General features: G+C 63.2%; 13 protein-coding genes. 6 read left to right on the forward strand and 7 right to left on the reverse strand.

Features of this window, described 5'->3' with window-relative positions:
• Positions 1-33: 33 nt before the first annotated feature.
• Positions 34-13,017, forward strand: a complete 12,984-nt coding sequence (locus EQV97_RS25140; RefSeq protein WP_240890263.1) for a non-ribosomal peptide synthetase — start codon at positions 34-36, stop codon at positions 13,015-13,017.
• Positions 13,018-13,206: 189 nt separating this feature from the next.
• Here EQV97_RS25140 and dsbG read toward each other — a convergent pair whose 3' ends face one another.
• The 3 genes from dsbG to dsbD are packed head-to-tail and all read right to left on the reverse strand — an operon-like array spanning position 13,207 to position 16,546.
• Positions 13,207-13,977 carry a thiol:disulfide interchange protein DsbG gene (gene dsbG, locus EQV97_RS25145; RefSeq protein ID WP_045058123.1) on the reverse strand — a complete coding sequence of 257 codons (771 nt, stop codon included), beginning with the start codon at positions 13,975-13,977 and terminating at the stop codon, positions 13,207-13,209.
• Entirely contained in the window at positions 13,953-14,810 is an 858-nt protein-coding gene (locus EQV97_RS25150; protein WP_045058124.1) for a TlpA disulfide reductase family protein, read from the reverse strand. Before EQV97_RS25150 ends, dsbG begins: the two co-directional genes overlap by 25 nt.
• A complete protein-coding gene (gene dsbD, locus EQV97_RS25155) occupies positions 14,810-16,546 on the reverse strand; it encodes a protein-disulfide reductase DsbD (RefSeq protein WP_240890264.1) in 1,737 nt (578 codons plus the stop codon). Before dsbD ends, EQV97_RS25150 begins: the two co-directional genes overlap by 1 nt.
• Positions 16,547-16,697: 151 nt before the next feature.
• On the opposite strand from dsbD, the gene EQV97_RS25160 reads away from it, so the two are divergent.
• The 5 genes from EQV97_RS25160 (at position 16,698) to EQV97_RS25180 (ending at position 21,092) form a co-directional block, all read left to right on the forward strand.
• Positions 16,698-17,378 (forward strand): response regulator, encoded by a 681-nt coding sequence (locus EQV97_RS25160; protein ID WP_122841328.1) that lies wholly within the window; start codon positions 16,698-16,700, stop codon positions 17,376-17,378.
• The gene (locus tag EQV97_RS25165; RefSeq protein WP_045058127.1) at positions 17,375-18,700 is read left to right on the forward strand and encodes an ATP-binding protein; all 1,326 of its coding nucleotides are present in this window, start codon (positions 17,375-17,377) and stop codon (positions 18,698-18,700) included. The genes EQV97_RS25160 and EQV97_RS25165 overlap by 4 nt, the downstream gene beginning before the upstream one ends.
• 107 nt (positions 18,701-18,807) lie before the next feature.
• The gene (locus EQV97_RS25170; RefSeq protein WP_122841327.1) at positions 18,808-19,329 is read left to right on the forward strand and encodes a GNAT family N-acetyltransferase; all 522 of its coding nucleotides are present in this window, start codon (positions 18,808-18,810) and stop codon (positions 19,327-19,329) included.
• 41 nt (positions 19,330-19,370) lie between these two features.
• A complete protein-coding gene (locus tag EQV97_RS25175; RefSeq protein ID WP_240890265.1) occupies positions 19,371-20,783 on the forward strand; it encodes an aspartate aminotransferase family protein in 1,413 nt (470 codons plus the stop codon).
• Between the two features lie 81 nt (positions 20,784-20,864).
• Positions 20,865-21,092: an MbtH family protein gene (locus EQV97_RS25180; protein ID WP_122841325.1), complete on the forward strand. Its 228-nt coding sequence runs from the start codon at positions 20,865-20,867 to the stop codon at positions 21,090-21,092.
• Between the two features lie 100 nt (positions 21,093-21,192).
• Here the strand turns inward: EQV97_RS25180 and EQV97_RS25185 are convergent, their stop codons facing one another.
• Genes EQV97_RS25185 through EQV97_RS25200 form a run of 4 tightly spaced genes read right to left on the reverse strand, consistent with a single transcriptional unit; the run spans position 21,193 to position 24,675 of the window.
• A complete protein-coding gene (locus EQV97_RS25185; protein ID WP_240890266.1) occupies positions 21,193-22,113 on the reverse strand; it encodes a zinc ABC transporter substrate-binding protein in 921 nt (306 codons plus the stop codon).
• Entirely contained in the window at positions 22,113-23,012 is a 900-nt protein-coding gene (locus tag EQV97_RS25190) for a metal ABC transporter permease (RefSeq protein ID WP_045058132.1), read from the reverse strand. Before EQV97_RS25190 ends, EQV97_RS25185 begins: the two co-directional genes overlap by 1 nt.
• Positions 23,012-23,755, reverse strand: coding sequence for a metal ABC transporter ATP-binding protein (locus tag EQV97_RS25195; RefSeq protein WP_225570738.1), 744 nt, complete (start codon positions 23,753-23,755; stop codon positions 23,012-23,014). The genes EQV97_RS25190 and EQV97_RS25195 overlap by 1 nt, the downstream gene beginning before the upstream one ends.
• The gene (locus tag EQV97_RS25200) at positions 23,752-24,675 is read right to left on the reverse strand and encodes a metal ABC transporter substrate-binding protein (RefSeq protein ID WP_225570739.1); all 924 of its coding nucleotides are present in this window, start codon (positions 24,673-24,675) and stop codon (positions 23,752-23,754) included. The genes EQV97_RS25195 and EQV97_RS25200 overlap by 4 nt, the downstream gene beginning before the upstream one ends.
• Positions 24,676-24,698 lie beyond the last annotated feature (23 nt).

Below are 24,698 nucleotides of genomic sequence, written 5' to 3' on the forward strand. Positions count from 1 at the left end.
TACATACAGCCCAAATTTTTCGCAGGAAACCCCATGACCGACGCGTTCGAACTTCCAAGCAATCTGGTCCAAGCCCTCCAGCGCCGCGCGGCCCTGACGCCGGATCGGGTGGCCTTGAGGTTTCTTGCCGAATCCCGGGATGAAGCGCTGGTGCTCAGCTATCGCGAGCTTGATGAGCGGGCGCGGACCATCGCCGGGGCGTTGCAGCAGGAAACGCAACGGGGTGATCGCGCGGTGCTGCTGTTTCCCAGCGGCCCGGATTATGTCGCGGCCTTTTTTGGCTGCCTGTATGCGGGCGTGATCGCGGTGCCGGCCTATCCGCCGGAATCAAGCCGGCGTCATCATCAGGAACGCCTGCTGTCGATCATCAGCGATGCCGAGCCACGCCTGCTGCTGACCAGCGCCGGCCTGCGCGACGCCCTGGGGCAAATCGAAGGAGCGCCGCCGCTGCTGTGCGTCGACACCCTCGACCGCATGCTCGCCGGGCAATGGGTCGAACCCTCGGTGCAGGACGAGCATATCGCGTTCCTGCAGTACACCTCCGGCTCCACGGCGCAGCCTAAAGGTGTGCAGGTCAGCCACGGCAATCTGGTGGCAAACGAGGCGCTGATCCGCCAAGGCTTTGGTATCGATCTGAACCCCGATGACGTGATCGTCAGCTGGCTGCCGCTGTACCACGACATGGGACTGATCGGTGGCCTGCTGCAGCCGATCTTCAGTGGCGTACCTTGTGTATTGATGTCGCCGGCATACTTCCTTGCGCGCCCGTTGCGTTGGCTCGAAGCGATCAGCGAGTACGGCGGCACCATCAGCGGCGGACCGGATTTTGCTTACCGGCTGTGCAGCGAGCGGGTCAGCGAGTCGGCCCTGGCGCAGCTCGACCTCAGTGGCTGGCGGGTGGCGTATTCCGGCTCCGAACCGATTCGCCTCGACACGCTGGAATGTTTCGCCAGGAAATTCGCCACGTGCGGTTTTACACCGGATGCCTTCATGGCGTCCTACGGACTGGCGGAGGCCACATTGTTCGTTGCCGGCAGTCCGCGAGGCCAAGGCATTGGCAGCCTGCGAGTCGACGACCTGGCATTGGCCGCCAATCGTGCCGAGGCGGGTGCAGGCAGCGCGATCATGAGTTGCGGCATCAGCCAGCCGGGCCATGGGCTGCGAGTGGTCGATCCGTTGGCTCGGACCGAACTCGCAGACAATTGCGTGGGGGAAGTCTGGGCCACGGGGCCGAGCATTGCCCACGGCTATTGGCGCAATCCCCAGGCCAGTGCCGAGACGTTCGTCCAGCACCACGGCCGCACCTGGCTGCGAACCGGCGACCTGGGATTCCTGCGTGACGGTGAACTGTTCATCACCGGTCGCCTGAAAGACCTGCTGATCGTGCGCGGCCACAACCTGTACCCGCAAGATATCGAGCAAACCATCGAGCGCGAAGTCGAGGTGGTGCGCAAGGGGCGCGTCGCAGCATTTGCCGTATCAGTGGACGGTGTCGAAGGCATCGGCATCGCCGCCGAAATCAGCCGCAGCGTGCAGAAAATCCTTGCGCCCGAGGCGCTGATCAAGGCCATCCGTCAAGCGGTAGCCGAAGCGTATCAGGAGGCCCCGGGTGTTGTGGTGTTGCTCAATCCGGGTGCGCTGCCGAAGACCTCCAGCGGCAAACTGCAACGCTCGGCCTGTCGCATTCGCCTGGCCGAGGGCAGCCTGGACAGCTATGCACAGTTCCCGTCAGCGACCCCGGCCAACGAGGCGACGGGCGAAGCAGGGTCTGAACTGCAAGGCCTGATCGGCAAGATCTGGGCCGAACAATTGCAGGTCGAGCAGCTCGGCGCCGGCGATCACTTCTTCCTGCTGGGCGGCAATTCCATCGCCGCCATCCACGTGATTGCCCAACTGCGCGAGGCGCTCGGCCTGGAGTTGAACCTGCGCCTGCTGTTCGAGGCGCCAACCCTGGGCGCGTTCACCGCAGCAGTCCTGCAGCAACAGCAGGAGGGTGGCCTGGCCCAAGGCACAATAGCTGCCCTGCCACGCCGCGAAGCGCTGCCACAGTCCCTGGCGCAGAACCGGTTGTGGATCACCTGGCAGCTTGACCCGCACAGCAGCGCCTACAACATTCCCGGTGCCCTGCGCTTGCGTGGCGAGCTGGATGAGAACGCAGTGCGCGTCAGTTTCCAGCATTTGATCGAGCGTCATGAGGCCTTGCGTACGCGCTTTTTCGAGCATGACGGGGTGGCGTTGCAGCAGGTGGATGCCGCCGCTGAATTCAATCTGCAAGTGATCGATATCAGTCACCTGCCGGTGACCGAGCGTGAAGCCCGTGCCTTGCAGATTCGTGAGGACGAAGCGCGGACCCAGTTCGATCTGGAGAAGGGCCCGTTGTGGTGGGTGACCCTGGTACGCCTCGATGAGCAAGACCATCAACTGCTGGTGACGATGCACCACATCATCGCTGACGGCTGGTCGCTGAACGTACTGATCGACGAGTTTTCGCGGATTTACGCCGCCGCGTCCCAGGGGCAGACCGCCGCGCTGGGTGCCCTGGAGACCCATTACGCCGACTACGCCAGCTGGCAGCGCCAATGGCTGGGGCAAGGGGAGGGTGAGCGGCAGCTGGCCTACTGGAAAGCGCACTTGGGCGATGAACATCCGACGTTGAACCTGGCGACCGACCATCCGCGCTCGGCGCAGCACCTGCGCCGCGCGGCACGCCATGGCGTGAAGCTCGATAGGGCCCTGAGCAATGCCATTCGCCAGACCGCCCTGGCGCATCAATCGACTTCGTACATGCTGCTGCTCGCGGCCTTCCAGAGCTTGTTGTATCGCTACAGCGGCCAGCGCGAGATCCGTATCGGGGTGCCCAACGCCAACCGTCCGCGCCTGGAAACCCAGGGCCTGATCGGCTTCTTCATCAACACCCAGGTCATGCGTGCCGAGGTGGATTCGCGGCAGCCTTTCGTCGAGCTGCTGGCGCAGACCCGCGACGCCGCGCTGGGTGCGCAAGCCCATCAGGACCTGCCGTTCGAGCAGCTGCTGCAAGCCTGTCCCCAGGCGCGCGAACAAGGGCTGTTCCAGGTCATGTTCAACCACCAGCAGCGCGACCTGAGTGCACTGCGGCGGCTGCCGGGTCTGTTGGTCGAAGAGCTGCCGTGGCACAGTCGCGAAGCCAAGTTCGACCTGCAATTGCACAGTGAAGAGGACCAGAAGGGGCGCCTGAGCCTGTCCTTCGACTACGCCAGCGAGCTGTTTGACGCCAGCACCCTCGAGCGACTGGCCGAGCATTATTGCAACCTCCTGCGCGCGGTTTGCCAGCAGCCTGGTACCGCCATCGGCGACCTGCCCCTGATGACCTCAAGCGAGCAGGCACAACTGGCGCAGTGGAGTGGTGCCCCGCGCGCGCCGGCCACTCAATGGCTGCCTGACCAGCTCAACGAACAGGCGCGCCTGACCCCCGAACGTACGGCGCTGATCTGGGAAAGCGGCAGCCTCGATTTTGCCCAACTGCACACCCAGGCCAACCGCCTGGCCCATTATCTGCGCGATAAAGGCGTCGGTCCTGACGTGCGCGTAGCGATTGCCGCCGAGCGTTCGCCGCAGTTGCTGATCGGCCTGTTGGCGATCATCAAGGCCGGTGGTGCCTACGTGCCGCTGGACCCCGATTACCCTGCCGGGCGCCTGGCCTACATGCTCGCCGACAGCGCGGTCGGGTTGCTGCTGACCCAGACCGGAATGCTCGACCGCTTGCCGGCCACCGAAGGCGTCAGCGTCATCGCGATGGACACCCTGCACCTGGAAAGCTGGCCGAGCCACGCACCGGGCCTGCACCTGCAAGGCGACAACCTGGCGTATGTGATCTACACCTCGGGCTCCACCGGCCAGCCCAAGGGCGTGGGCAATACGCATGCGGCCCTGGCCGAACGGCTGCAGTGGATGCAGGACACTTACCGACTCGACCAGACTGACGTGCTGATGCAAAAGGCCCCGATCAGTTTCGACGTATCGGTGTGGGAATGCTTCTGGCCGCTGGTGACCGGTGCGCGCTTGCTGATTGCCGGACCTGGCGAGCACCGCGATCCCCACCGTATCGCGAGGCTGGTGCAACAGTTCGGCGTCACCACCTTGCACTTTGTGCCGCCGTTGCTTTCGTTGTTCATCGACGAGCCGCTGAGCGCCGAGTGCACCAGCCTGCGTCAAGTGTTCAGCGGCGGCGAAGCCCTGGCCCCCGAGCTGCGCGACCGCGTCCTGGCGCAGTTGCCCGCCGTGCAGTTGCATAATCGGTATGGCCCGACCGAAACCGCGATCAACGTCACCCACTGGCATTGCACCCGCGCCGACGGCGAGCGCTCGCCAATCGGCCGCCCGCTGGGGAACGTGCTGTGTCGGGTACTGGACAGCGAATTGAATGCGCTCCCGGCCGGCGTGCCGGGCGAGCTGTGCATCAGCGGTCTCGGCCTGGCGCGGGGTTACCTGGGACGTGCGGCGCTGACTGCGGAACGATTTGTCGTCGACCCTCTGGGCCAGCCAGGGGCGCGCCTGTACCGAACCGGAGACCGCGCGCGGTGGACCGCAGACGGTGTGCTTGAATATCTCGGGCGGCTCGATCAGCAGGTCAAATTACGCGGGTTCCGCGTAGAACCGCAGGAAATCGAGGCGCGCCTGCTGGCTCAGGAAGGCGTCGCCCAGGCCGCGGTGCTGGTGCGCGACACGGTCGCTGGTGCACAGCTGATCGGTTACTACACCGCTACGCCTGACGCTGAGCCACATGACGGGCATAACACCCGGCTGCTCGCTGCCCTGGCGGCCGAGCTGCCCGAGTACATGGTGCCGGCGCAACTGATGCGCCTGGACGCGATGCCCCTGAGCCCCAGCGGCAAGCTCGACCGCCGGGCCTTGCCGGAGCCGCTGTGGCAGGTGTGCGAGCATGTCGAGCCGGTGACGGCGCTGCAACAGCAGCTCGCCGGCATCTGGCACCAGGTATTGGGCCATGGGCAGATAGGCCTGCGCGATGACTTCTTCGCCCTTGGCGGCCACTCTTTGCTGGCGACGCAAATCATCTCCAGGACCCGCCAGGCGTGTGACGTCGAACTGCCGCTGCGAGCCCTGTTCGAGAACAGTGAACTCGGTGCGTTCGCCGAACAGGTACGCTTGCTCCAAATCAGCGGCAACATCAATCGGCAGCCGCCCATCGAGCAGGTTGACCGCAGCCAGCCGGTGCCGCTGTCATATTCCCAGCAGCGCATGTGGTTTCTCTGGCAGATGGAGCCCGACAGCCCTGCCTACAACGTCGGTGGCATGGCGCGACTGCGCGGCGAGCTGGATGTCAAGCGCTTCGACGCTGCGCTGCAAGCGCTGATCCTGCGCCACGAAACCCTGCGCACCACCTTCCCGAGTGTCGACGGTGTGGCTCGACAGCAGGTTCACCCGCACAGCAGCATGCTCCTGGAATTGCAGGATTTCAGCGCGCTGGCAGACGCTGACCGCGAGCGCCAGGTCCAGCTTCTGGCTGACGCCGAGGCCCATAAACCCTTCGATCTGGAAACAGGTCCACTGCTGCGCGCCTGCCTGGTCAGGACGGCCTTGCAGGAGTACTACCTGGTGCTGACGTTGCATCATATCGTCACCGAAGGCTGGGCCATGGACATCTTTGCCCGGGAGCTCAGCGCACTGTACGAGGCGCTGGTCGATGGCCGCGAATCTCCCCTGGTGCCGCTGGCGGTGCAATACCTCGACTACAGCGTTTGGCAGCGCCAGTGGCTGGAGTCCGGCGAGCGCCAGCGTCAACTCGACTACTGGACCGCGCAACTGGGCCGGGAACATCCGTTGCTGGAGGTGCCCGCCGACCGAGCGCGGCCACCGGTGCAAAGCCACCGGGGCGAGCTGTACCGTTTTGACCTGCCTGACGAGCTGGCCGCGCGGGTGCGAACCTTCAATGCGCAACATGGCCTGACCCTGTTCATGACCATGACCGCGGCACTGGCCGTATTGCTCTATCGCTATAGCGGCCAGACCGACCTGCGCATCGGCGCGCCGGTGGCCAACCGCATCCGTCCGGAAAGCGAGGGACTGATCGGGGCGTTCCTCAATACCCAGGTACTGCGCTGCCAGCTCAATGGGCAGATGTCCGTCGGCGAGTTGTTCGATCAGGTGCGCCACACCGTCATCGAAGGCCAGTCCCATCAGGACTTGCCGTTCGATCACCTGGTGGAAGCCTTGCAGCCGCCGCGCAGCGCCGCCTATAACCCGCTGTTCCAGGTAATGTGCAATGTGCAGCGCTGGGAATTCCAGCAAAAACGCACCCTGGCGGGGATGACCGTCGAGTACCTGGCCAACGATGCTCGTGCAACCAAGTTCGACCTCAACCTGGAAGTCACCGACCTTGACCATCGCCTGGGTTGCTGCCTGACCTACAGCACCGATCTGTTCGATGAGCCGCGCATTGCGCGCATGGCCGGGCATTGGCGCAACCTGCTGGAGGCATTGCTGGTCGATCCGCAACAGCGCCTGAGCGAGTTGCCGCTGCTGGCCGCCGACGAGCAGAAACACCTGCTCGGCAGCCTCGGCGTGGAGCCGGGCGAGCATCGTCTGGACCAGTGCGTGCATCACCTGTTCAGTGAACAGGCGCTGCTGCGCAACGATGCACCGGCGTTGACCTTCGCCGGGCAAACCCTGAGCTATGCCGAACTCGACGCCCGGGCCAATCGCCTGGCCTGGATGCTGCGTGAGCGTGGAGTCGGGCCGCAGGTGCGGGTTGGCCTGGCGCTGGAGCGCTCGCTGGAGATGGTGGTCGGCCTGCTGGCGATACTCAAAGCCGGCGGCGCGTACGTGCCGCTGGACCCGGAATACCCGCTGGACCGATTGCACTACATGATCAAGGACAGTGGCATCGGCTTGCTCCTCAGCAACTCGGCCATGTTCACGGCCCTGGGCGAGTTGCCGACTGGCGTTTCGCGCTGGTGCCTTGAAGATGACAGCGCCGCCCTGGCCGATTACCCGGCGGCAGAGTTGCCTCGCAGCAGCTTGCCCCAGCATCAGGCCTACCTGATCTACACCTCGGGTTCCACCGGAAAACCCAAGGGCGTGATGGTGTCCCACGGCGAAATCGCCATGCATTGCCGCGCGGTGATCGAGCGCTTCGGCATGCGCGTCGATGATTGCGAACTGCACTTCTATTCGATCAATTTCGACGCCGCCACCGAGCGATTGCTGGTGCCTTTGTTGAGCGGCGCCCAGGTAGTCTTGCGGGCGCAAGGTCAGTGGGATGCGCAGGAGATCTGCGAGCTGATCCGTCGCCACCACATCAATATCCTTGGCTTCACGCCAAGCTATGGCAGCCAGTTGGCGCAGTGGCTGGCCACCCGCAATGAAACCCTGCCAGTGCGTATGTGCATCACCGGCGGCGAAGCCTTGACCGGCGAACATCTGCAACGAATTCGCGGGGCGTTCAAGCCGAGCCTGTTCTTCAATGCTTACGGCCCCACTGAAACCGTGGTCATGCCCCTGTCCAGCCTGGCCCCGGAACACCTGGAAGAGGGCATGGGCAGCGTACCGATCGGCAGCGTGATCGGCGCCCGGGTTGGGTACATCCTCGACGCCGACCTGGCGTTGGTACCCCAGGGCGCGACGGGCGAGCTGTTCATTGGCGGTGCCGGCCTGGCCCAGGGTTACCACCAGCGTCCGGGCATGACCGCCGAACGCTTTGTGGCCGACCCCTTTGCCGCCGATGGCACACGCCTGTACCGCACGGGAGATCGGGTGCGCCAGCGCGGCGATGGGCTGGTGGAGTACCTCGGCCGCATCGATCATCAGGTGAAGATTCGCGGTTTCCGTATCGAGCCTGGCGAGATCGAAAATCGCCTGCTGGAGCATGAGTCGGTGCGTGAAGCGGTGGTGCTGGCGCTTGATGCGCCAAGTGGCAAGCAGCTGGTGGGCTACCTGCTGACGGCGGTCGCCGAGCAGGATGACGCGCAACAGAGCAGCCTGCGCGAATCCCTCAAGGCTCACCTCAATGCCCAGCTTCCGGACTATATGGTGCCCATGCACCTGATCCTGTTGGCACACTGGCCGCTGACGGCCAACGGCAAGCTCGATCGTCGCGCGCTTCCGGCGCCGGACCCGGCGCTCAACCGTCAGCATTACGTGGCACCCGGCAGCGAGCTTGAACTGACCCTGGCCAGCCTCTGGCGCGAGGTATTGAACGTCACGCAGGTGGGTCTCAACGACAACTTTTTCGAACTGGGTGGCGACTCGATCCTGTCGATCCAGGTGGTCAGCCGCGCCCGTCAGCAGGGCATTCATTTCAGCCCACGGGACCTGTTCCAGCACCAGACCGTGCAGGCGCTCGCCGCCATCGCCACGCGTACGGAACAGGTGGTGGCCGAACAAGGCCTGCTCACCGGTGAGTCGCCAATGACGCCGATCCAGCACTGGTTTTTCGACAGCCAGATTCCTGAGCCTCAACACTGGAACCAGGCCTTGTTGCTAGAGCCGACCGTGCTGCTCGAACCCCATTGCCTGGAGCAGGCACTGCTGGCTGTGATCGAGCAACACGATGCATTACGGCTGCGCTTCACCGCAGTGGCTGGCGCCTGGCGCGCCGAACATCGGATCGATAGCGACACCCCCGTGCTGTGGCAGGTGCGGGTCAAATCCATGGAACAGTGCACCGCGCTGTTCGCCGACGCCCAGAGAAGTCTGGACCTCAAGCATGGGCCGTTGTTGCGGGCGCTGCTGGTGGATGGACCGCAGGGTCAGCAACGCCTGTTCATCGCCATTCACCACCTGGTGGTGGATGGCGTGTCCTGGCGAGTACTGCTGGACGATGTGCAGACGGTTTATCGTCAATTGCTCGCGGGAAAACCCGTCGAGTTACCGGCGAAAACCAGCGCCTTGCGCGACTGGGCGGCTCGTCTGCAGGCCTACGCGGGCAGTGATTCGCTACGTGAGGAATTGGGTTGGTGGCAGGCACAATTGGCAGGGCCGGATGTTGCGCTGCCGTGCGCCCGCCCTGAAGGTGGACGCCAGCATCGCCACGCCGAGACCATCAGCGTACGCCTCGACGGCGAGCGCACCCGCCAGTTGCTGCAACAGGCGCCGAGTGCCTATCGCACGCAGGTTAACGACCTGCTGCTGAGTGCCTTGTCCCGGGTTTTGTGCCGCTGGAGCGGGCACGAGTCGGCGCTGATTCAACTTGAAGGCCACGGCCGCGAGAACCTGTTTGACGACATCGACCTGAGCCGCACGGTTGGCTGGTTCACCAGCGCATTCGTACTGCGCCTGACGCCAGGACTTGAGCATGAGCACACGATCAAGGCAATCAAGGAGCAACTGCGCGCCATACCGCACAAGGGCCTTGGGTATGGGGTACTGCGGTACCTGGCCGACGACGTCTGCCGCCACGCCATGTCGGCCTTGCCGGCGGCGCAGATCACCTTTAATTATCTGGGCCAGTTCGACCAGAGTTTTGCTGACGACGCCTTGTTCCGTCCGCTGGACGAACCGGTCGGCGCGGCGCACGATCCGGAGGCGCCGCTGCCCAACGAGCTGAGCGTCGACAGCCAGGTCTATGGCGGTGAGCTGGTAATGCGCTGGACCTTCAGTACAGAGCGTCACGACCCGCAGGCCATCGCCGAGCTGGCGCACGCCTACCTCGAAGAATTGCAGAGTCTGATCGAGCATTGCCTGGGCGATGGCGCGGGAGGCCTGACGCCGTCGGACTTCCCGCTGGCGAAACTCACCCAGCCCCAGCTCGATGCGCTGCCAGTACCTGCCGCGCTCATTGAAGATGTCTTTGCGCTGACGCCGATGCAGGAAGGCATGCTGCTGCACACCTTGTTGGAACCGGGCACCGGCCTGTACTACATGCAAGACCGTTACCGCATCAACAGTGAACTGGACCCGCAACGTTTTGCCGAGGCTTGGCACGCGGTGATCGCCCGGCACGAGGCCCTGCGGGCATCGTTCTGCTGGAACGTTGGCGAGGACATGCTGCAGGTTATCCACAAGCCGGGCAGCACGCCGATCGAGTACCTCGATTGGTCGGCTGTTGCCCAGGCCGAGCAGGAACCCAGGTTGCAGGCGCTGCTCAAAAGCGAGCGTGAAGCCGGCTTCGACCTGCTCAACCAGGCCCCGTTTCACCTGCGCCTGATCCGGGTCGGCGCGGCGCGCTACTGGTTCATGATGAGCAACCACCACATTCTTATCGATGCCTGGTGCCGTTCGCTATTGATGAACGATTTCCTTGAGATCTACACCGCCTTGGGCGAGGGGCGTGAAGCGCAATTATCGCTACCGCCGCGTTATCGTGACTACATCGCCTGGCTGCAACGGCAGAACCTTGCCGAAGCCCGGCAGTGGTGGAAAGACAATCTGCAGGGTTTTGAACGGACAACGCCGATTCCAAGCGATCGGCCCTTGCTGCGCGAGCATGCCGGCGACAGCGGCGGCATGGTCGTCGGCGACTGTTACACCCGTCTGGCTGTCCGGGACGGTGTGCAACTGCGCGAACTGGCCCAGGCCCATCAGTTGACCGTCAATACCTTCGCCCAGGCGGCCTGGGCCTTGGTCCTGCGGCGCCTCAGCGGTGATCGCGACGTGTTGTTTGGTGTCACGGTGGCCGGCCGTCCGGTGCAGATGCCGGCAATGCAACGCACGGTCGGGCTGTTCATCAACAGCATCGCGCTGCGGGTGAAGATGCCCGGGGACGATCAGCGTTGCAGCGTTCGCCAATGGCTTGGCGAGTTGCTCGACAGCAATATGCAGCTGCGTGAATACGAGTACCTGCCGCTGGTGAACATCCAGGAACACAGTGAGCTGCCCAAGGGCCAGCCGCTGTTCGACAGCCTGTTCGTGTTCGAGAACGCGCCGGTCGAAGTCTCCGTTCTGGACCGCGCGCAGAGCCTCAATGCCACGTCGGACTCAGGCCGTACGCACACCAACTTCCCCCTGACGGCGGTGTGTTATCCGGGGGACGACCTGGGCTTGCATCTGTCGTACGACCAGCGATTCTTCGATGAAACCACGGTCGAGCGCATGCTCGCCGAGTTCAAGCGCCTGTTGCTGGCACTGGTACAGGGTTTCCATGGTGACATGGCGGATCTACCGCTGCTGGGCACCGAGGAACGGGATTTCCTGCTCTACGGTTGCAACCAGAGCGCCCATGAGTATCCGCTGGAGCAGAGCTACGTGGCGCTGTTCGAAGCGCAGGTGGCCCGGCATCCGCAGCGAGTGGTGGCCAGCTGTCTCGATCAGCGGCACACGTATGCCGAACTGAACGTGTGCAGCAACCGGCTCGGTCATGCACTGCTGGCGGCCGGGGTGGGGCTGGATCAACCGGTGGCCCTGCTGGCCGAACGCAACTGTGCATTGCTGGGCATGATCATCGGCAGCTTCAAGGCGGGTGCGGGGTATCTGCCGCTGGATCCGGGCCTGCCGAGCCAACGCTTGAGCCGCATCCTCGATCTCAGCCGCACGCCGTTGCTGGTGTGCACCCAGGCTTGTCGGGAGCAGGCCGTTTCGCTGCTGGATTCATTCAGCTGTGCGCATCGGCCCAGGTTGCTGGTCTGGGAAGAGGTGCAGGCGAGCGCTGCATCGGTCGCCAATCCCGGGATCTACAGTGGACCGGATAACCTCGCTTACGTGATTTACACCTCCGGTTCCACAGGTCTGCCCAAGGGCGTGATGGTCGAACAGCGCGGCATGCTCAACAATCAGTTGAGCAAGGTGCCGTACCTGAAGCTGGGCGAGGCCGATGTGATCGCGCAGACCGCTTCACAAAGCTTCGATATATCCGTCTGGCAGTTCCTCGCGGCACCGCTGTTCGGTGCACGTGTGGACATCGTGCCGAACGCCATCGCCCATGATCCGCAGGGCTTGCTGGCACACGTGGTGGCCCAGGGCGTCACCGTGCTGGAAAGCGTGCCGTCGCTGATCCAGGGCATGCTCGTTCAAGCACACATGAGCCTCGATGGCCTGCGCTGGATGCTGCCGACCGGTGAAGCCATGCCACCTGAACTGGCCCACCAATGGCTGCTGCGTTACCCGCAAGTCGGCCTGGTGAACGCGTATGGCCCGGCGGAATGTTCGGATGACGTGGCGTTTCATCGTGTCGACCTGGCCTCGACCCGCAGCAGTTATCTGCCGATCGGCATGCCAACCGACAACAATCGCCTGTACCTGCTCGATGGCGCGCTGGAACTGGTGCCCTTGGGTGCCGTAGGTGAATTGTGTGTCGCCGGCACAGGGGTTGGCCGCGGGTATGTGAGCGATCCGTTGCGCACTGCCCAGGCATTTGTGCCCAACCCGTTTGGCGCGTCGGGGGATCGTCTGTACCGCACCGGCGACCTGGCCCGCCGCCGCAGCGATGGGGTGCTGGAGTACGTCGGGCGAATCGATCATCAGGTGAAAATTCGCGGCTATCGCATTGAGTTGGGTGAGATCGAGGCGCGCCTGCACGAACAACCAGAAGTGCGGGACGCTGCGGTGGGCGTGCAGGAGGGCGCCAATGGCAAGCACCTGGTGGGTTATCTGGTAGCGGCGGATTCGGCGCTCAATTCCGGCGAACGCCTGGAGCGCATCAAGCAGCGTCTGCGCACCGAGCTACCGGAGTACATGGTGCCGCTGCACTGGCTGTGGCTGGAGCAAATGCCGCTTAATGCCAACGGCAAACTGGATCGCAAAGCGTTGCCAGCACTGGAGATAGGTCAGTTGCAGAGCCAGGACTACCAGGCGCCGCGCACTGAGCTTGAGCTGAAGCTGGCGGATATCTGGGCGCAGGTGTTGAAAGTCGACAGGGTGGGTGTGCGCGATAATTTCTTCGAGTTGGGCGGGCATTCGCTGCTGGCCACGCAGATTGCTTCGCGGGTGCAGACAGCGCTGCAGCGCGAAGTGCCGCTGCGGGCGATGTTCGAGTGCAGTACGGTTGAGGACCTGGCCGAATACATCGATGGGCTGGCGGCGAGCGATATCACCGAAGAGAAAGTGGATCGGTTGACTGATCTGATGGCGGAGCTTGAGGGGTTGTGACTGTCTGGGAATGAAATGCAGTGATTGGGGCTGCCATGCCTGAGGTTGAAAAGACCAGCGGTGTTTGAAATGACTCAACAGTAAGTCACATTAAGTGAAACCTTCTGTAGAGTCATTGCCGTGCACCCACACTCAACTTCCAGTCAGTAGTAAACAGGCGAACTCAAGGAGTCCGCAGCCAACGGACGCTTACTTCGGCCCAAGAATCTTCACCAGCTTATCCGGCGACGGCGCGCCCTGCTGCTGTTGCAACTCACCCTTGTCGTCCATATAGAAGATCGCCGGGGTGGCCGACAATTCCAGCTCTTCCATCAACTGCATGTTCGCCGCGAGCTTGGCCTGGATCGCCGGCGGAACATCCTTCAAGGCCTTGAGCGAGCTGGCCTTGCCGGCTTTTTCGTGGTCTGCCAGGGCCTTTTGCGGGTCCTTGGCGGCCAGCAGCGCTGCGGATTTGCCCGGGCTGTCCTCGCGAATGATGCCGACCATGATATGGCGCAGTTGCACTTTGCCGGCTTTCACCCAAGGCCGCGCCTGTTCCCAGAACATGTTGCAGTAAGGGCAATTCGGGTCGCTGAACAGGTACACCACGCGCGGTGCGTCCTTGTTGCCGTCGGCAATCCAGTTGCTCGCTTCCATCTTGCCCCAGACTTCCTTGGACATCGGCGCGTAAACCAGCTTTTGCAGGGGGGCGGTGCTGAGGTCATTGCCGTCGGCGTCATACAGGTTGCCCAGCAGCACGTGTTTGCCATCCGGGGTCAGGTACAGGGCCATGCCACGGTTCTGGTACTGCGCGGCGTAACCTCGCAGGCCGTCTGGTGCGTCGAACTGGCCGACGATTTTTGCGCCCTTGGCTTCTATTTTCTTGATCGCTTCAGGCAATTCTTCGGCAGCCTGCGCGAATGGCAGGTGCAGCAGGGCAGTGCCCAGGGTCAACGTCAGCAGGTGGCGGAGGCGGGGCATGGCAGTTTCCTTGAAGAAGTGGCGGAACCAGGGCTGTCGAAGTTTTCCAGGGCGCGGGCCAGGCTGGCTTCCGACAGTTCGCCCAGATGGCTGCCCAGCAGGCGGCCCTCATTGCTGTAGAACAGCGTAGTCGGCAAGGCCATGGAGCCCACCGCCTGACCCAGGCGGCCACTGCCATCGAACAATACGTTCGACAGGCTCAGCCCCTGGGTTTCCAGGTAAGTACTTACGCTTTGCATGCTTTCGGCCTGATTGACGAACAGGAAGGTCAGGTCCGGACGCTGTTGCTGGGCATTTTCCAGCACCGGCATTTCCCGGCGACAGGGAGGGCACCAGGTGGCCCAGAGATTGATCACCAGCGGGCCCCCTTTGTAATCCTCCAGTCGCACGGTTTCCCCGGCCGCATTGCGCAGGGTGATTTCCGGCAGGCGCGTGCCTTGTTCGTAGATGGAGAGGGAAAAAGTAGCGAGCAGCCAGAACGCCAGGCCGCTACCCACGCCAAACCCCAGGGGGCGACGCAGTCCCGGGCGGCGCCAGCCCCGGTAGAGGGCAACGAGCAACAGCGCGATCACCCCCGGCCAGGCGAGGAAGCCGCCGTCACGCAGGTCGATGACTTGCCAGAGATCGTTACGATAATGCTTCCAGTAGAGCGCCACGAAACCGATCCGGGCCGCCAGCATGCCGATCAGGAACAGGCTGAACAGCACCGACTCGGGGTTTTCGCCACCGCGCCTGGCCGCTCGCCAACCCACAAAGGTCGCCAGCGCCAGAGCACCGATCAGCAGCAGGTGATTGAGCGCAATGGCAAACGTGCCGAGGGTGAGCGTCAGCATTAACGGGCCTCTCGGGTGAGGTTCCAGCGTTGCAGGAATGTGGCGGCATCAACTTCGCCGGTAATGCGCTGGCTACGTCGCTCCTCGCCGTCGGTGCCGATCCACAGCAGGCTCGGTGGCCCTGGCACCTTGTATCGACCGAGAAGTTCGCGACTGGCGGCGTTATCGGCGGTTACGTCCAGACGCAGCAAACGTACGTCACTGAGTGCCGTGAGCACCTGCGGCTGGCCGAACACGCGTTTTTCCATGATTTTGCAGGCCACGCACCAGTCGGCGTAATAGTCGAGCAACACCCATTGACCTTGAGCCTTGGCCGCATCCAGTTCCCGTTGCAGCGCAGCCGGGTCCTTGATGGTGGTGAAGGCCTCGTGGCCAACCGGGCGGGCGGTGCTGGTCGAATTTGCCGTGCTGTAGACCTGTAATGGCTTGAACAGGTCATCACTGCCGCCGGCGGCACCGATCAGCAGCAGGCTGCCCCACACCCCCAGCAGCAAGGAACTTGCGCCGAACAGCTGGGCAACCCGGCCGAAACCTTCCGATTGCTTCCAGGCGCTGTAGGCCGCGATCAACAGTAATGCTCCACACAGCCCCACCCACAGTGATTCATCCAGCACCGGGCGCAGCATCAGCAAGGCGGTGGCGAGGAACAGGAAGCCGAACACGCCTTTGAGCAGGTTCATCCAGGCGCCGGGCTTGGGCAGGAAGCGATTGCCGACCGTCACCAGCAACAGCAGCGGGATCCCCATGCCGATGCCCATGGTGAACAGGATCAGCCCGCCATGCAGGGCGTTGCCGCTCTGCGCGATATAGAGCAGGGCGCCGGCCAGGGGCGCGGTCATGCAAGGTCCCACCAGCAGCCCCGACACCGCACCCAGCACGCCAGCGCCGATCAGGCTGCCGCCACGCTGGTTGCGCGATACATTTTCCAGGCGGTCACGAATGGCCACGGGCAGTTGCAATTCAAAAAAACCGAACATCGGCAACGCCAGCAATACAAACACGGCGGCGAAGCTGCCCAGCAGCCAGGGGTTCTGCAGTAAAGCCTGCAGATTGGCGCCAAGCATCGCTGCCAATACGCCCATCGCGGCATAGACCAGGGCCATGCACACCACGTAACTGCCGGCCAGGGCGAAGCCGCGTCGAGGGCTGGCGCCGCTGCCGACGACCAGCCCTGCGAGTATGGGCAACATGGGCAGGGTGCAAGGGGTGAATGCCAGCAGCAGGCCCAGGCCAAAGAACACCAGCAGGCTCCAGCCCAGCGCCCGTTGTTGCAGGCCGCTGGCCAGGGCCTGGTCCGGCGCTTCGGCGGCGGCAGGGGCAATGACTGTCCCCCCCAGGTCAACGACCTGGGTTTGCGGCGGATAACACAGGCCGGCATCGGCACAGCCCTGGAATCCTACTTTCACCTGGCCGGTGGCACCGGCCGGTATTTTCAACTCAAGGCCCTGGCGGTAAACCTGCTGCTCACCGAAAAATTCATCGCTGTGAGATTCGCCAGGGGGCAAGGCCGGCTTGTGCTCTGGCGGCAAGCCGTCGAACTTCAGACGCTGCTGGTACAGATAGTACCCATCGGCGATCTGCCAAAAAAGTTGGGTTTCACCGGACTCCAGGCGCTCGGAAGTGAGGATGAACGCCTTGCCTACTGGAAGGAAGTCCGGTTTGGTCGCGAATGGATCGTTGGCGGCCTGGGCCATGCCCGATATCAGGAGAACGAAAAGCAGTAAAATTCGACGCATGGGTAAGCCTTATCCCTGTGCAAGTGGGGGCAGGATGAGAGACGGCGATTAACCGATGATTAACCGCCACGGCCTTGTCGCAACGGCGCTTGCGGCATAATGTCGGCTTAATCGGCTACAGGCCTAATTGGTTTCTTTTCAGGTACTCACTATGCACGTACTGGTTTGCGAAGACGATGAGCTGATCGCCAGCGGCATAGTCGCCGGCCTCACCGCCCAGGGCCTGACCGTGGAGCACGTGGCTACCGCATCGGCTGCCCGGGCGATGCTCAAGGTTGCCGAGTTCGACGTCATGGTGCTCGACCTTGGCCTGCCCGATGAGGACGGCCTGAAGCTGTTGCAGCAGTTGCGTCACAGTGGCCTGGAGATTCCGGTGCTGATCCTCACCGCCCGGGATTCGGTCACGGACCGGGTCGATGGGCTGCAAGCGGGCGCCGACGATTACCTGCTCAAGCCGTTCGACCTGCGTGAACTGGCCGCGCGCCTGCACACCTTGTTGCGGCGGGTGGCGGGGCGCAGCGTCAACCTGATCGAGCATGGCGCGCTGACCTACGATCCGAGTAGCCGCGAAACCACCCTGGGCGGGCAGCCGGTCGACTTGTCACGGCGTGAGCAATCGCTGTTGCAGGCGCTGTTGCACAACCGGGGCCGGGTCCTGTCCACGGAACAGCTCAAAGACAGTGTCTATGGGTTCAACGACGAGCTGGAAAGCAACGCCCTGAACGTGCACATCCATCACCTGCGGCGCAAACTCGGTAACGGCATCGTCGAGACCGTACGCGGCCTGGGTTACCGCCTGGGCCCGGCAGACAGTGGAGATCGTTCGAAGTGATGAGCCTGCGCTTGCGCCTGAGCCTGACCCTGGGCGCCGCGTTCGCGCTGATCTGGGCGCTGGCGGCTGCCTGGATGCTCAGCGACCTGCGCAACCAGATGATGTTTTCCCTCGACCAGCGCCTGGTGGCGTCGGCGCGCATGGTCGCCGGGTTGATGGAGCAACTGCCGGCGCTTCCGAGCAAGGGCGAGGGCACCCATTTCAGTGCCGAGCAACTGAACATCCCGGGGGGCATGGCGTGCCAGGTCAGTTCACTGCGGGGCGAGATCCTGGCCCGCAGTCACACCGATCCGCAACAGACCCTGGAAGCCGAGCAACTGGGTTTTCATGACCAGATGATCGATGGCGCGCCCTGGCGCAGTTTCACCCTGGTTCGGGGAGACCTGCGCATCACCACCGCCGACCGGCAGATCGAGCGCGAAGCGTTGAACATGTCGATCCTGCTGGCGGCATCGGTGCCGGTCGGCGTGGCGTTGCTCGGTTGCCTGTGCCTCCTTTGGCTGGGGATCGGCCAGGGCCTGGCGCCGCTCAATCGCATGCGTGATGCCCTGATGCGGCGTAGCGCCGACTCCCTGGAACCGTTGCAGATCCAGCCGCTGCCCAGCGAATTGCAGCCGTTGCTCGACACCCAGAATCAGTTGCTGCAACGGATCGGCAAGACCATCGAGCGCGAGCGGCGCCTGACTGGCGACGCGGCCCACGAATTGCGTAGCCCGCTGACGGCGATCAAGACCCACCTGCAGGTCGCGCGCATGACCGAGGGCGCCGCTCGGGACCAGTCCCTCGCCCGGGCGGAAGAGGGGGCTGACCGTCTGCACCGCACCCTCGAACAATTGCTGTTGCTGGCGCGTGTCGAAGGCAGTCTGTCGTTCGATGACGGTGTGCAATGCAATGCCGAGCAGGTGGCCAGGCTGGCGATCCAGGACGCCGGCAGTGGCGATCGCCAGCGCATCCGCTTCAAGGCGCCGGCAAGGCTTTCCGCAGCGCCGGTGCAAATGCCGGCGGTACTGTCGATTGCCGCACTGCGTAACTTACTGGACAACGCACTGCGTCACACCCCTGGTGATGGTCCGGTGGACTTGAGCGTGGAAACAGTCGAAAACCGCGTGCAGTTCGTGGTTCGCGATCATGGCCCTGGTATCGCCGAGGATGATTTGCAACATCTTACCCAGCGCTTCTGGCGCAATGGCCAAAGCACCGGCTGTGGCCTGGGGTTGGCGATTGTCCAGGCAATTGTCCAGCGCTGCGGTTGCACGCTGAAGTTCGACAGCAAGCCGGATGGCTTGCGGGTTGAACTGACGATGCCATTGCAGCCGGTCTGAGAGGGCGTGGTTACACATCAAAAGTAACGTCTATCCGATAGGCATCCCGCCCCCGTAGCGCTATCGTCCTCGCCGGCTTTGACTCAATGGATTGAGGTACTGGCGCCATGGAAACATCCCTGCATGTCTGCAAGGCAACCCCCGCCGACGCCGGCATCATCTGCCGGATAGTCGAACGTTCGATCCGCGTTGGCTGCGCCATTGATCACCGCAACGATCCACACACCGTTGCCACCTGGACCCACAGCAAAACCGTCAGGCATGTCATGGCCTGGCTGACTGACCCGCGGTTTTACCTCAACATCGCCTTGCTACAGGACAAGCCAGTGGGGGCCGCCATGGCTGCGATCAGTGGCAAGCTGGCGTTTTGCTACGTGCAACCGGAATGGTTTCGGCGCGGCGCGGGCCAGGCGCTGGTGGCTGACCTGGAAAGCTGGTTGATCAGTCACGGCCTGTACCACGTGCAACTCAACAGCACGCTCACTGGCGAGGGGTTCTACCGGCATCTGGGATACCAGCCCTGCGCCCCGACCTTCAAGGTTGCCGGTCTGCAGGCCATTCCCATGTGTAAAGGGCTGTTGTTGCCTGCTGCAAAAGCTGACCAAGGGTCTAAATCCTCAGCCGCCTGAAGCGTTTCCACAACAGGAAAACCTTTTTGAGGGGTCGAGAGATGTCAGTCGCTACCAGCCTTGTGCAAGATCAGTCGGCGCGGGTCACTCCGGCGCCGGCCGAAACGCTTTATCAGTTCAACGAGTCGCCGTTGCTGGCGCGACAGACCCGGCAGGAGTCTAACGCCCGCAGCTATCCACGGCGCATCCCCCTGGCGCTCAAGCGGGCCAAGGGTATCTATGTCGAAGACGTCGAAGGCCGCCGTTTCATCGACTGCCTCGCCGGCGCAGGCACGCTGGCGTTGGGGCACAACCACGCAGTAGTGATTGAGGCGATCCGGCAGGTGCTGGCCGATGAATTGCCGTTGCACACCCTTGACCTGACGACTCCGGTCAAAGATCAATTCGTCCAGGACCTGTTCGCCCTGCTGCCACAGGGGTTGGCTGGCGAAGCGAAAATCCAGTTCTGCGGACCCACCGGCACCGACGCCGTGGAGGCGGCGTTGAAGCTGGTGCGCACCGCCACCGGTCGCAGCACCGTGTTGTCATTTCAAGGCGGCTACCACGGCATGAGTCAGGGCGCGCTCAGCCTGATGGGCAGCCTGGCGCCGAAAAAACCCATGGCGGCCTTACTCGGCAGCGGAGTGCAATTCATGCCCTATCCCTACGACTACCGTTGCCCGTTCGGGCTCGGCGGTGCACAAGGGGTCAAGGTCAACCTGAGCTACCTGGAAAATCTGCTGAGTGACCCGGAAGCGGGCGTGGAGTTGCCTGCGGCGGTGATAGTCGAAGCGGTGCAGGGCGAAGGCGGGGTTATTCCGGCTGACCTCGACTGGTTGCGTGGCTTGCGCCGTATTACCGAAAAAGCCGGGGTGGCGCTGATAGTCGACGAAATCCAGAGCGGGTTTGGACGCACCGGCAAGATGTTTGCCTTTGAACACGCCGGGATCATTCCGGACGTGGTGGTGATGTCCAAGGCCATCGGCGGCAGCCTGCCGTTGGCGGTGGTGGTCTATCGGGACTGGCTCGACACCTGGCTTCCGGGCGCCCATGCCGGGACCTTCCGCGGTAACCAGATGGCGATGGCCGCCGGTTCCGCCGTGATGCGATATCTGACCGAGCACAGGGTCTGCGAGCATGCCATCGCCATGGGCGAGCGCCTGGGCGAACACCTGCGCATCCTGCAGCGGGATTTTCCGCAGCTGGGTGACATACGCGGTCGAGGTCTGATGCTCGGCGTAGAACTGGTTGATCCATCCGGTGTGCCGGATGCCCAAGGTCACCCGCCGATCTTTGCCCGCCTGGCTCCGCTGGTGCAGCGTGAGTGCCTCAAGCGAGGTTTGATCCTCGAGCTGGGCGGGCGACATGGCGGCGTGGTGCGCTTCCTGCCACCGCTGGTGATTACCTCCAGCGAAATCGATCAGGTAGCCGAAATCTTTGGCAGGGCCATGGCCGCTGCCACCGCCAGTCTCTAAATTTTCCCGCGTCCCGAACGTACCTTCTACAGACCGGATGCACTTGCGTGCAGCCCACCCTACATCGATGGAGAAACACCAATGACGTCAGTATTCGACCGCGAGGACATCCTATTTCAAGTCGTGGTCAACCACGAAGAGCAGTATTCGATCTGGCCTGACTACAAGGCCGTGCCGCAAGGCTGGCGCACCGTGGGCAAGAGCGGCCTGAAGAAGGAGTGCCTGGCCTACATCGAGGAAACCTGGACGGATATGCGCCCACTGAGCCTGCGCAAGAAGATGGAAGAGCAGGCGGCTGCGGTGCTCTGAGCCTGCCTGTCACAAAAAGCCCGCTGGACTGGTGCAGTCAGCGGGCTTTTTGGTGCCTGGGCTGCAGAAAAGATCGCAGCCTTGTTGCACTCGACAGCACCTACAGGGGGGAGGGTGCGGCTGGGTCACTCAACCCCTTGATCACCGAATCCACATTCCCTTCCAGCTCAGCCACCGGATCCACCCCATCGATATTCAGTACCACCAGGCGGCTTCCTGCCTCGGTAATCACCGCTTTGAGCGCATCCGACGGCTGGCGGTGGTGTAACACCACGGCCACATCATTGTCCTTGAGCGTGGCCGCCAGTTGCTTGAGTGCCTCCGGGGTCCATTCGGCATCCGGGCGGGCGTCGAGGCCGATCAGTTCCAGGTTGAGACCACCAATCAGGTAACCGAAATGATCGCTGAGGCTCATTACGCTGAGGTTGTCGGCGCGGGCCAGGCGCGCTTCGCTGTCGGCACTGAACTTCAGCAGGCGCTGTTTGAGCGTCGCCAGGTTGGCCTCGATGACCGGCTTGGCTGCGGGTGCCAGGCGCACCAGATCTGCCGCCATCACATCCGCCATGCGTCCCATGTTGTTGCTGGACAACCATGGCTGGCTGTTGAGGCCGTCGACCTTGTTGTCCGGCTGTACGGCGATCCCGGGCAAGGCGCCGTCCACCGGGCGGGCAGCATCGACTTCGACGACCCGGATGTTGCTGCGTCGGGACATGGGATAGAGCGGGTCGTCGGCCCACAACGAACGCAGGCCGATCACGGCATCGGCATCGGTCGCCAGTTTGGCCAGGGCCGGTGCACCTCGGCCGGTGAAGTAGGCGGTCTGCCGGCTGCCGGGCAGGTTCGCCGGCGCGGCGCGTTCGAGCTGGACGTTGGTGCCCTTGAGCAGGACCTCGCCCAAGCCATAGGTGATCGGCAGTGAGGCCAGCACGCGTAGCGGTTTTGTGCTGTTGGCCGCGAAGGCCGTGTGGGCCAAGGTGCACAAGGCGACCGCCAGGGTTAGTTGACGCAACTTAAAAGACATTATCCGATATTCCCTTTCAGGCCAGGAACGACGCCACGGGCAACGGCCGCCAGGGCGAAGGCGATGCCGGCCACCAGGATGATCGCGGCACCGGATGGAATAGGCAGATCAAAAACGATCGGCGCGAGAATGCCGCACAGGGTACTGATCGTGGCGATCAGCACCGAGCACCAGAAAAAGCCCTTGAGCGACTGGCTGAGCAACCGTGCAGCCGCCGCCGGAATGACCAGCAGGGCCCCGACCAGAATGGCGCCGATCACTTTCACGGCGGCGACGGTGATCAGGGTTACCAGAATCACGAACAGGTAATCGAGGGTCTTCACCGCCACCCCGCGCACCGCCGCCAGCTGCGGATTGAAGCTGGCGAGCATGATGCGGTTGTACAGCGGCAAGGCCAGTGCCATGACCAGTGAACCCACGATGGCCAACACCAGCAGGTCATTCCCGTTGACCGTCAGGACCGAACCGAACAGCACGTTTTCAAGGATGTGCACGTTGATCTTGCCGGCGAGAATCAATAGCAGGCTGGCACCCAGGGCTAACGAAACGGAGAGGAACACGCCGATCAGCGTATCCGGTGACAGCCCGGTGCGGTTGCGCAAGTAGTTGAGCAGGATGCCGAACAGCAGGCAGTAGCCGAACAGGCTGCCATAAGGCCCGGTGTAAGGTTCCCCCAGCAGAATGCCGACGGCCACGCCGGTCAGTGCCGCGTGGCCGACTGCTTCGGAAAAAAACGCAAAGCGCTTGACCACCACCAGGGTGCCCAGGCCACCCAGCACCGGTCCGATCAGCAGGCCTGCCAACAACGCATTGACCACGAACCCGTACGCCAGCGCTTCAGGCAGGTAACCCGAAGACGCCCAGCCCTGAATCATCAGGCGAAAGGCTTCATAACTCATCAGGCAGCGCTCCGTGGATGGGTGGAAAACAGCGTCAGCAGGCGTTCCGGTGTCAGTGCCTGCTTGGGCGTTGCATCGAACAGCACCCGGCGGTTGAGCCCGGTGACCCGGTCCGCCAGACGGCCTACCGCTTCCAGGTCATGCTCGATCCACAGCACCGTGATGCCGCTTTGGCGCCAGTGCCCGAGAAGTCGCTCGAAAACCTGGATGCCGGCTTCATCGAGAGCCGACATGGGTTCATCGAGCACCAGCAACTGCGGCGGCGGGATCAGCCCCTGGGCCAGCAATACTCGCTGACGTTCGCCACCGGACAAAGCGCCCATGCGTCGTTTGCGTTTGTCCTGCATGCCGACCCGTTCCAGGGCATCACCGATGGCTGCCGCGTAATGCTTGCTCACCCCCAGAAATGCCGGTCGACGCTGGCACATCGCGGCCATGAAGTCGTCGACGGTCATCGGCAGTCCGCGATCAAACTCCAGCGCTTGCGGCACGTAGCCGATCGTCCCCGGGGTGCCTGGCCATTGCAGGCTCAGGCGGCCCTGGTGGGGCATTTGCCCGAGCAGGGTCTTGATCAGCGAGCTCTTGCCGCCCCCGTTGGGTCCGACCAGTGCATGAATGCTGCCGGGCTGTACCTGGAAGGTCACCTGGTCAAGGATCGTGGTGCGGCCGAGGGTCAGGCCGACGTCGGCAAAATCCAGGGTCGGGCCGGTGCTTTGGACAATCAGGGTCTCCTGGACAGTCATGCGCCCGACTCCTGAATAGCCCGGACCACGGTGTTGAGGTTGCCGGTCATTTCCTTCTCATACTTTTCAGCCGTGTATTCGCCATAGGAAATGTGCGACAGCGGGTACAGTTTCACCCCGGATTCACGCTGGATGGTGTCGACATAGCTCGATGGGAAGTCCATCTCGGAGAAAATCACTTTCACGTCCAGCTCTCGCAACTGGTCGATGGTCTTTTTCAACTGGCTTGGGCTGGGCTCGATACCGTGGGCAGGCTCGACCACGGCCGTCACTTCCAGGCCGAACTCGCGCAGCAGGTAGTCGTAGGCGGCATGCACGGTGGCTACGCGCAGCTCTGCATTGGGCGCTTCGGTGAGTTTCGCCAGGGCGTCGGCGCGCATCTGCCGCAGCCGTTTGCCGTAGGCTCGGGCGTTCTGGGTGTAGGTCTTGGCGTTCGCCGGATCAAGTTTCCCCAGCTCCCGGGCAATGTTGTTGACCTGGGCAATCGAGGCGCTGATCGACAGGAAGGTATGCGGGTTGACGACCTTGCCGGCCCCACGGGCAGCCACGCCGGTAGCGGCCAGCAGCGGCACGTTTTCGTTGGCTTCGATCACCGCCACGTTGGGCGTTTCGCTGGCGGCGATCATGCGGTCGGCGAAATCGTCATGCCCAACCCCGTTGAGCACAACCACGTCCAGTCCGCTAATGCGCTTGATGTCTTCGGCGCGTGGCTCGTAGGCATGCGGGTTGAAACCGGCGGGAATCAAAGGCACCACTTCGGCCTTGTCGCCGACGATATTTGCCACGTAGCTGTAGTACGGATGCAGGGTGATACCGATGCGCAGGCGCTTGGCCTCTTCAGCACTGGCCAGGGGGACCAGCAGGCAGGCAAGCAGGCCAGCCAGCAGGGCGCGCATGAAACGTTGAGATGAAATAGGCATGGGAAAGCGGTTTCTCTCGGGTA

The organism is Pseudomonas sp. TMW22090 (assembly GCF_022496665.1).
Taxonomy (GTDB): domain Bacteria; phylum Pseudomonadota; class Gammaproteobacteria; order Pseudomonadales; family Pseudomonadaceae; genus Aquipseudomonas; species Aquipseudomonas gregormendelii.

What these genes read in the sequence shown, in the direction of transcription:
- dsbD (WP_240890264.1), bottom strand. Translation starts at nt 16,546, where the DNA reads ATGCGTCGAATTTTACTGCTTTTCGTTCTCCTGATATCGGGCATGGCC.
- EQV97_RS25160 (WP_122841328.1), top strand. Translation starts at nt 16,698, where the DNA reads ATGCACGTACTGGTTTGCGAAGACGATGAGCTGATCGCCAGCGGCATA.
- EQV97_RS25140 (WP_240890263.1), top strand. Translation starts at nt 34, where the DNA reads ATGACCGACGCGTTCGAACTTCCAAGCAATCTGGTCCAAGCCCTCCAG.
- EQV97_RS25170 (WP_122841327.1), top strand. Translation starts at nt 18,808, where the DNA reads ATGGAAACATCCCTGCATGTCTGCAAGGCAACCCCCGCCGACGCCGGC.
- EQV97_RS25195 (WP_225570738.1), bottom strand. Translation starts at nt 23,755, where the DNA reads ATGACTGTCCAGGAGACCCTGATTGTCCAAAGCACCGGCCCGACCCTG.
- EQV97_RS25150 (WP_045058124.1), bottom strand. Translation starts at nt 14,810, where the DNA reads ATGCTGACGCTCACCCTCGGCACGTTTGCCATTGCGCTCAATCACCTG.
- EQV97_RS25185 (WP_240890266.1), bottom strand. Translation starts at nt 22,113, where the DNA reads ATGTCTTTTAAGTTGCGTCAACTAACCCTGGCGGTCGCCTTGTGCACC.
- EQV97_RS25190 (WP_045058132.1), bottom strand. Translation starts at nt 23,012, where the DNA reads ATGAGTTATGAAGCCTTTCGCCTGATGATTCAGGGCTGGGCGTCTTCG.
- EQV97_RS25180 (WP_122841325.1), top strand. Translation starts at nt 20,865, where the DNA reads ATGACGTCAGTATTCGACCGCGAGGACATCCTATTTCAAGTCGTGGTC.
- EQV97_RS25175 (WP_240890265.1), top strand. Translation starts at nt 19,371, where the DNA reads ATGTCAGTCGCTACCAGCCTTGTGCAAGATCAGTCGGCGCGGGTCACT.
- dsbG (WP_045058123.1), bottom strand. Translation starts at nt 13,977, where the DNA reads ATGCCCCGCCTCCGCCACCTGCTGACGTTGACCCTGGGCACTGCCCTG.
- EQV97_RS25200 (WP_225570739.1), bottom strand. Translation starts at nt 24,675, where the DNA reads ATGCCTATTTCATCTCAACGTTTCATGCGCGCCCTGCTGGCTGGCCTG.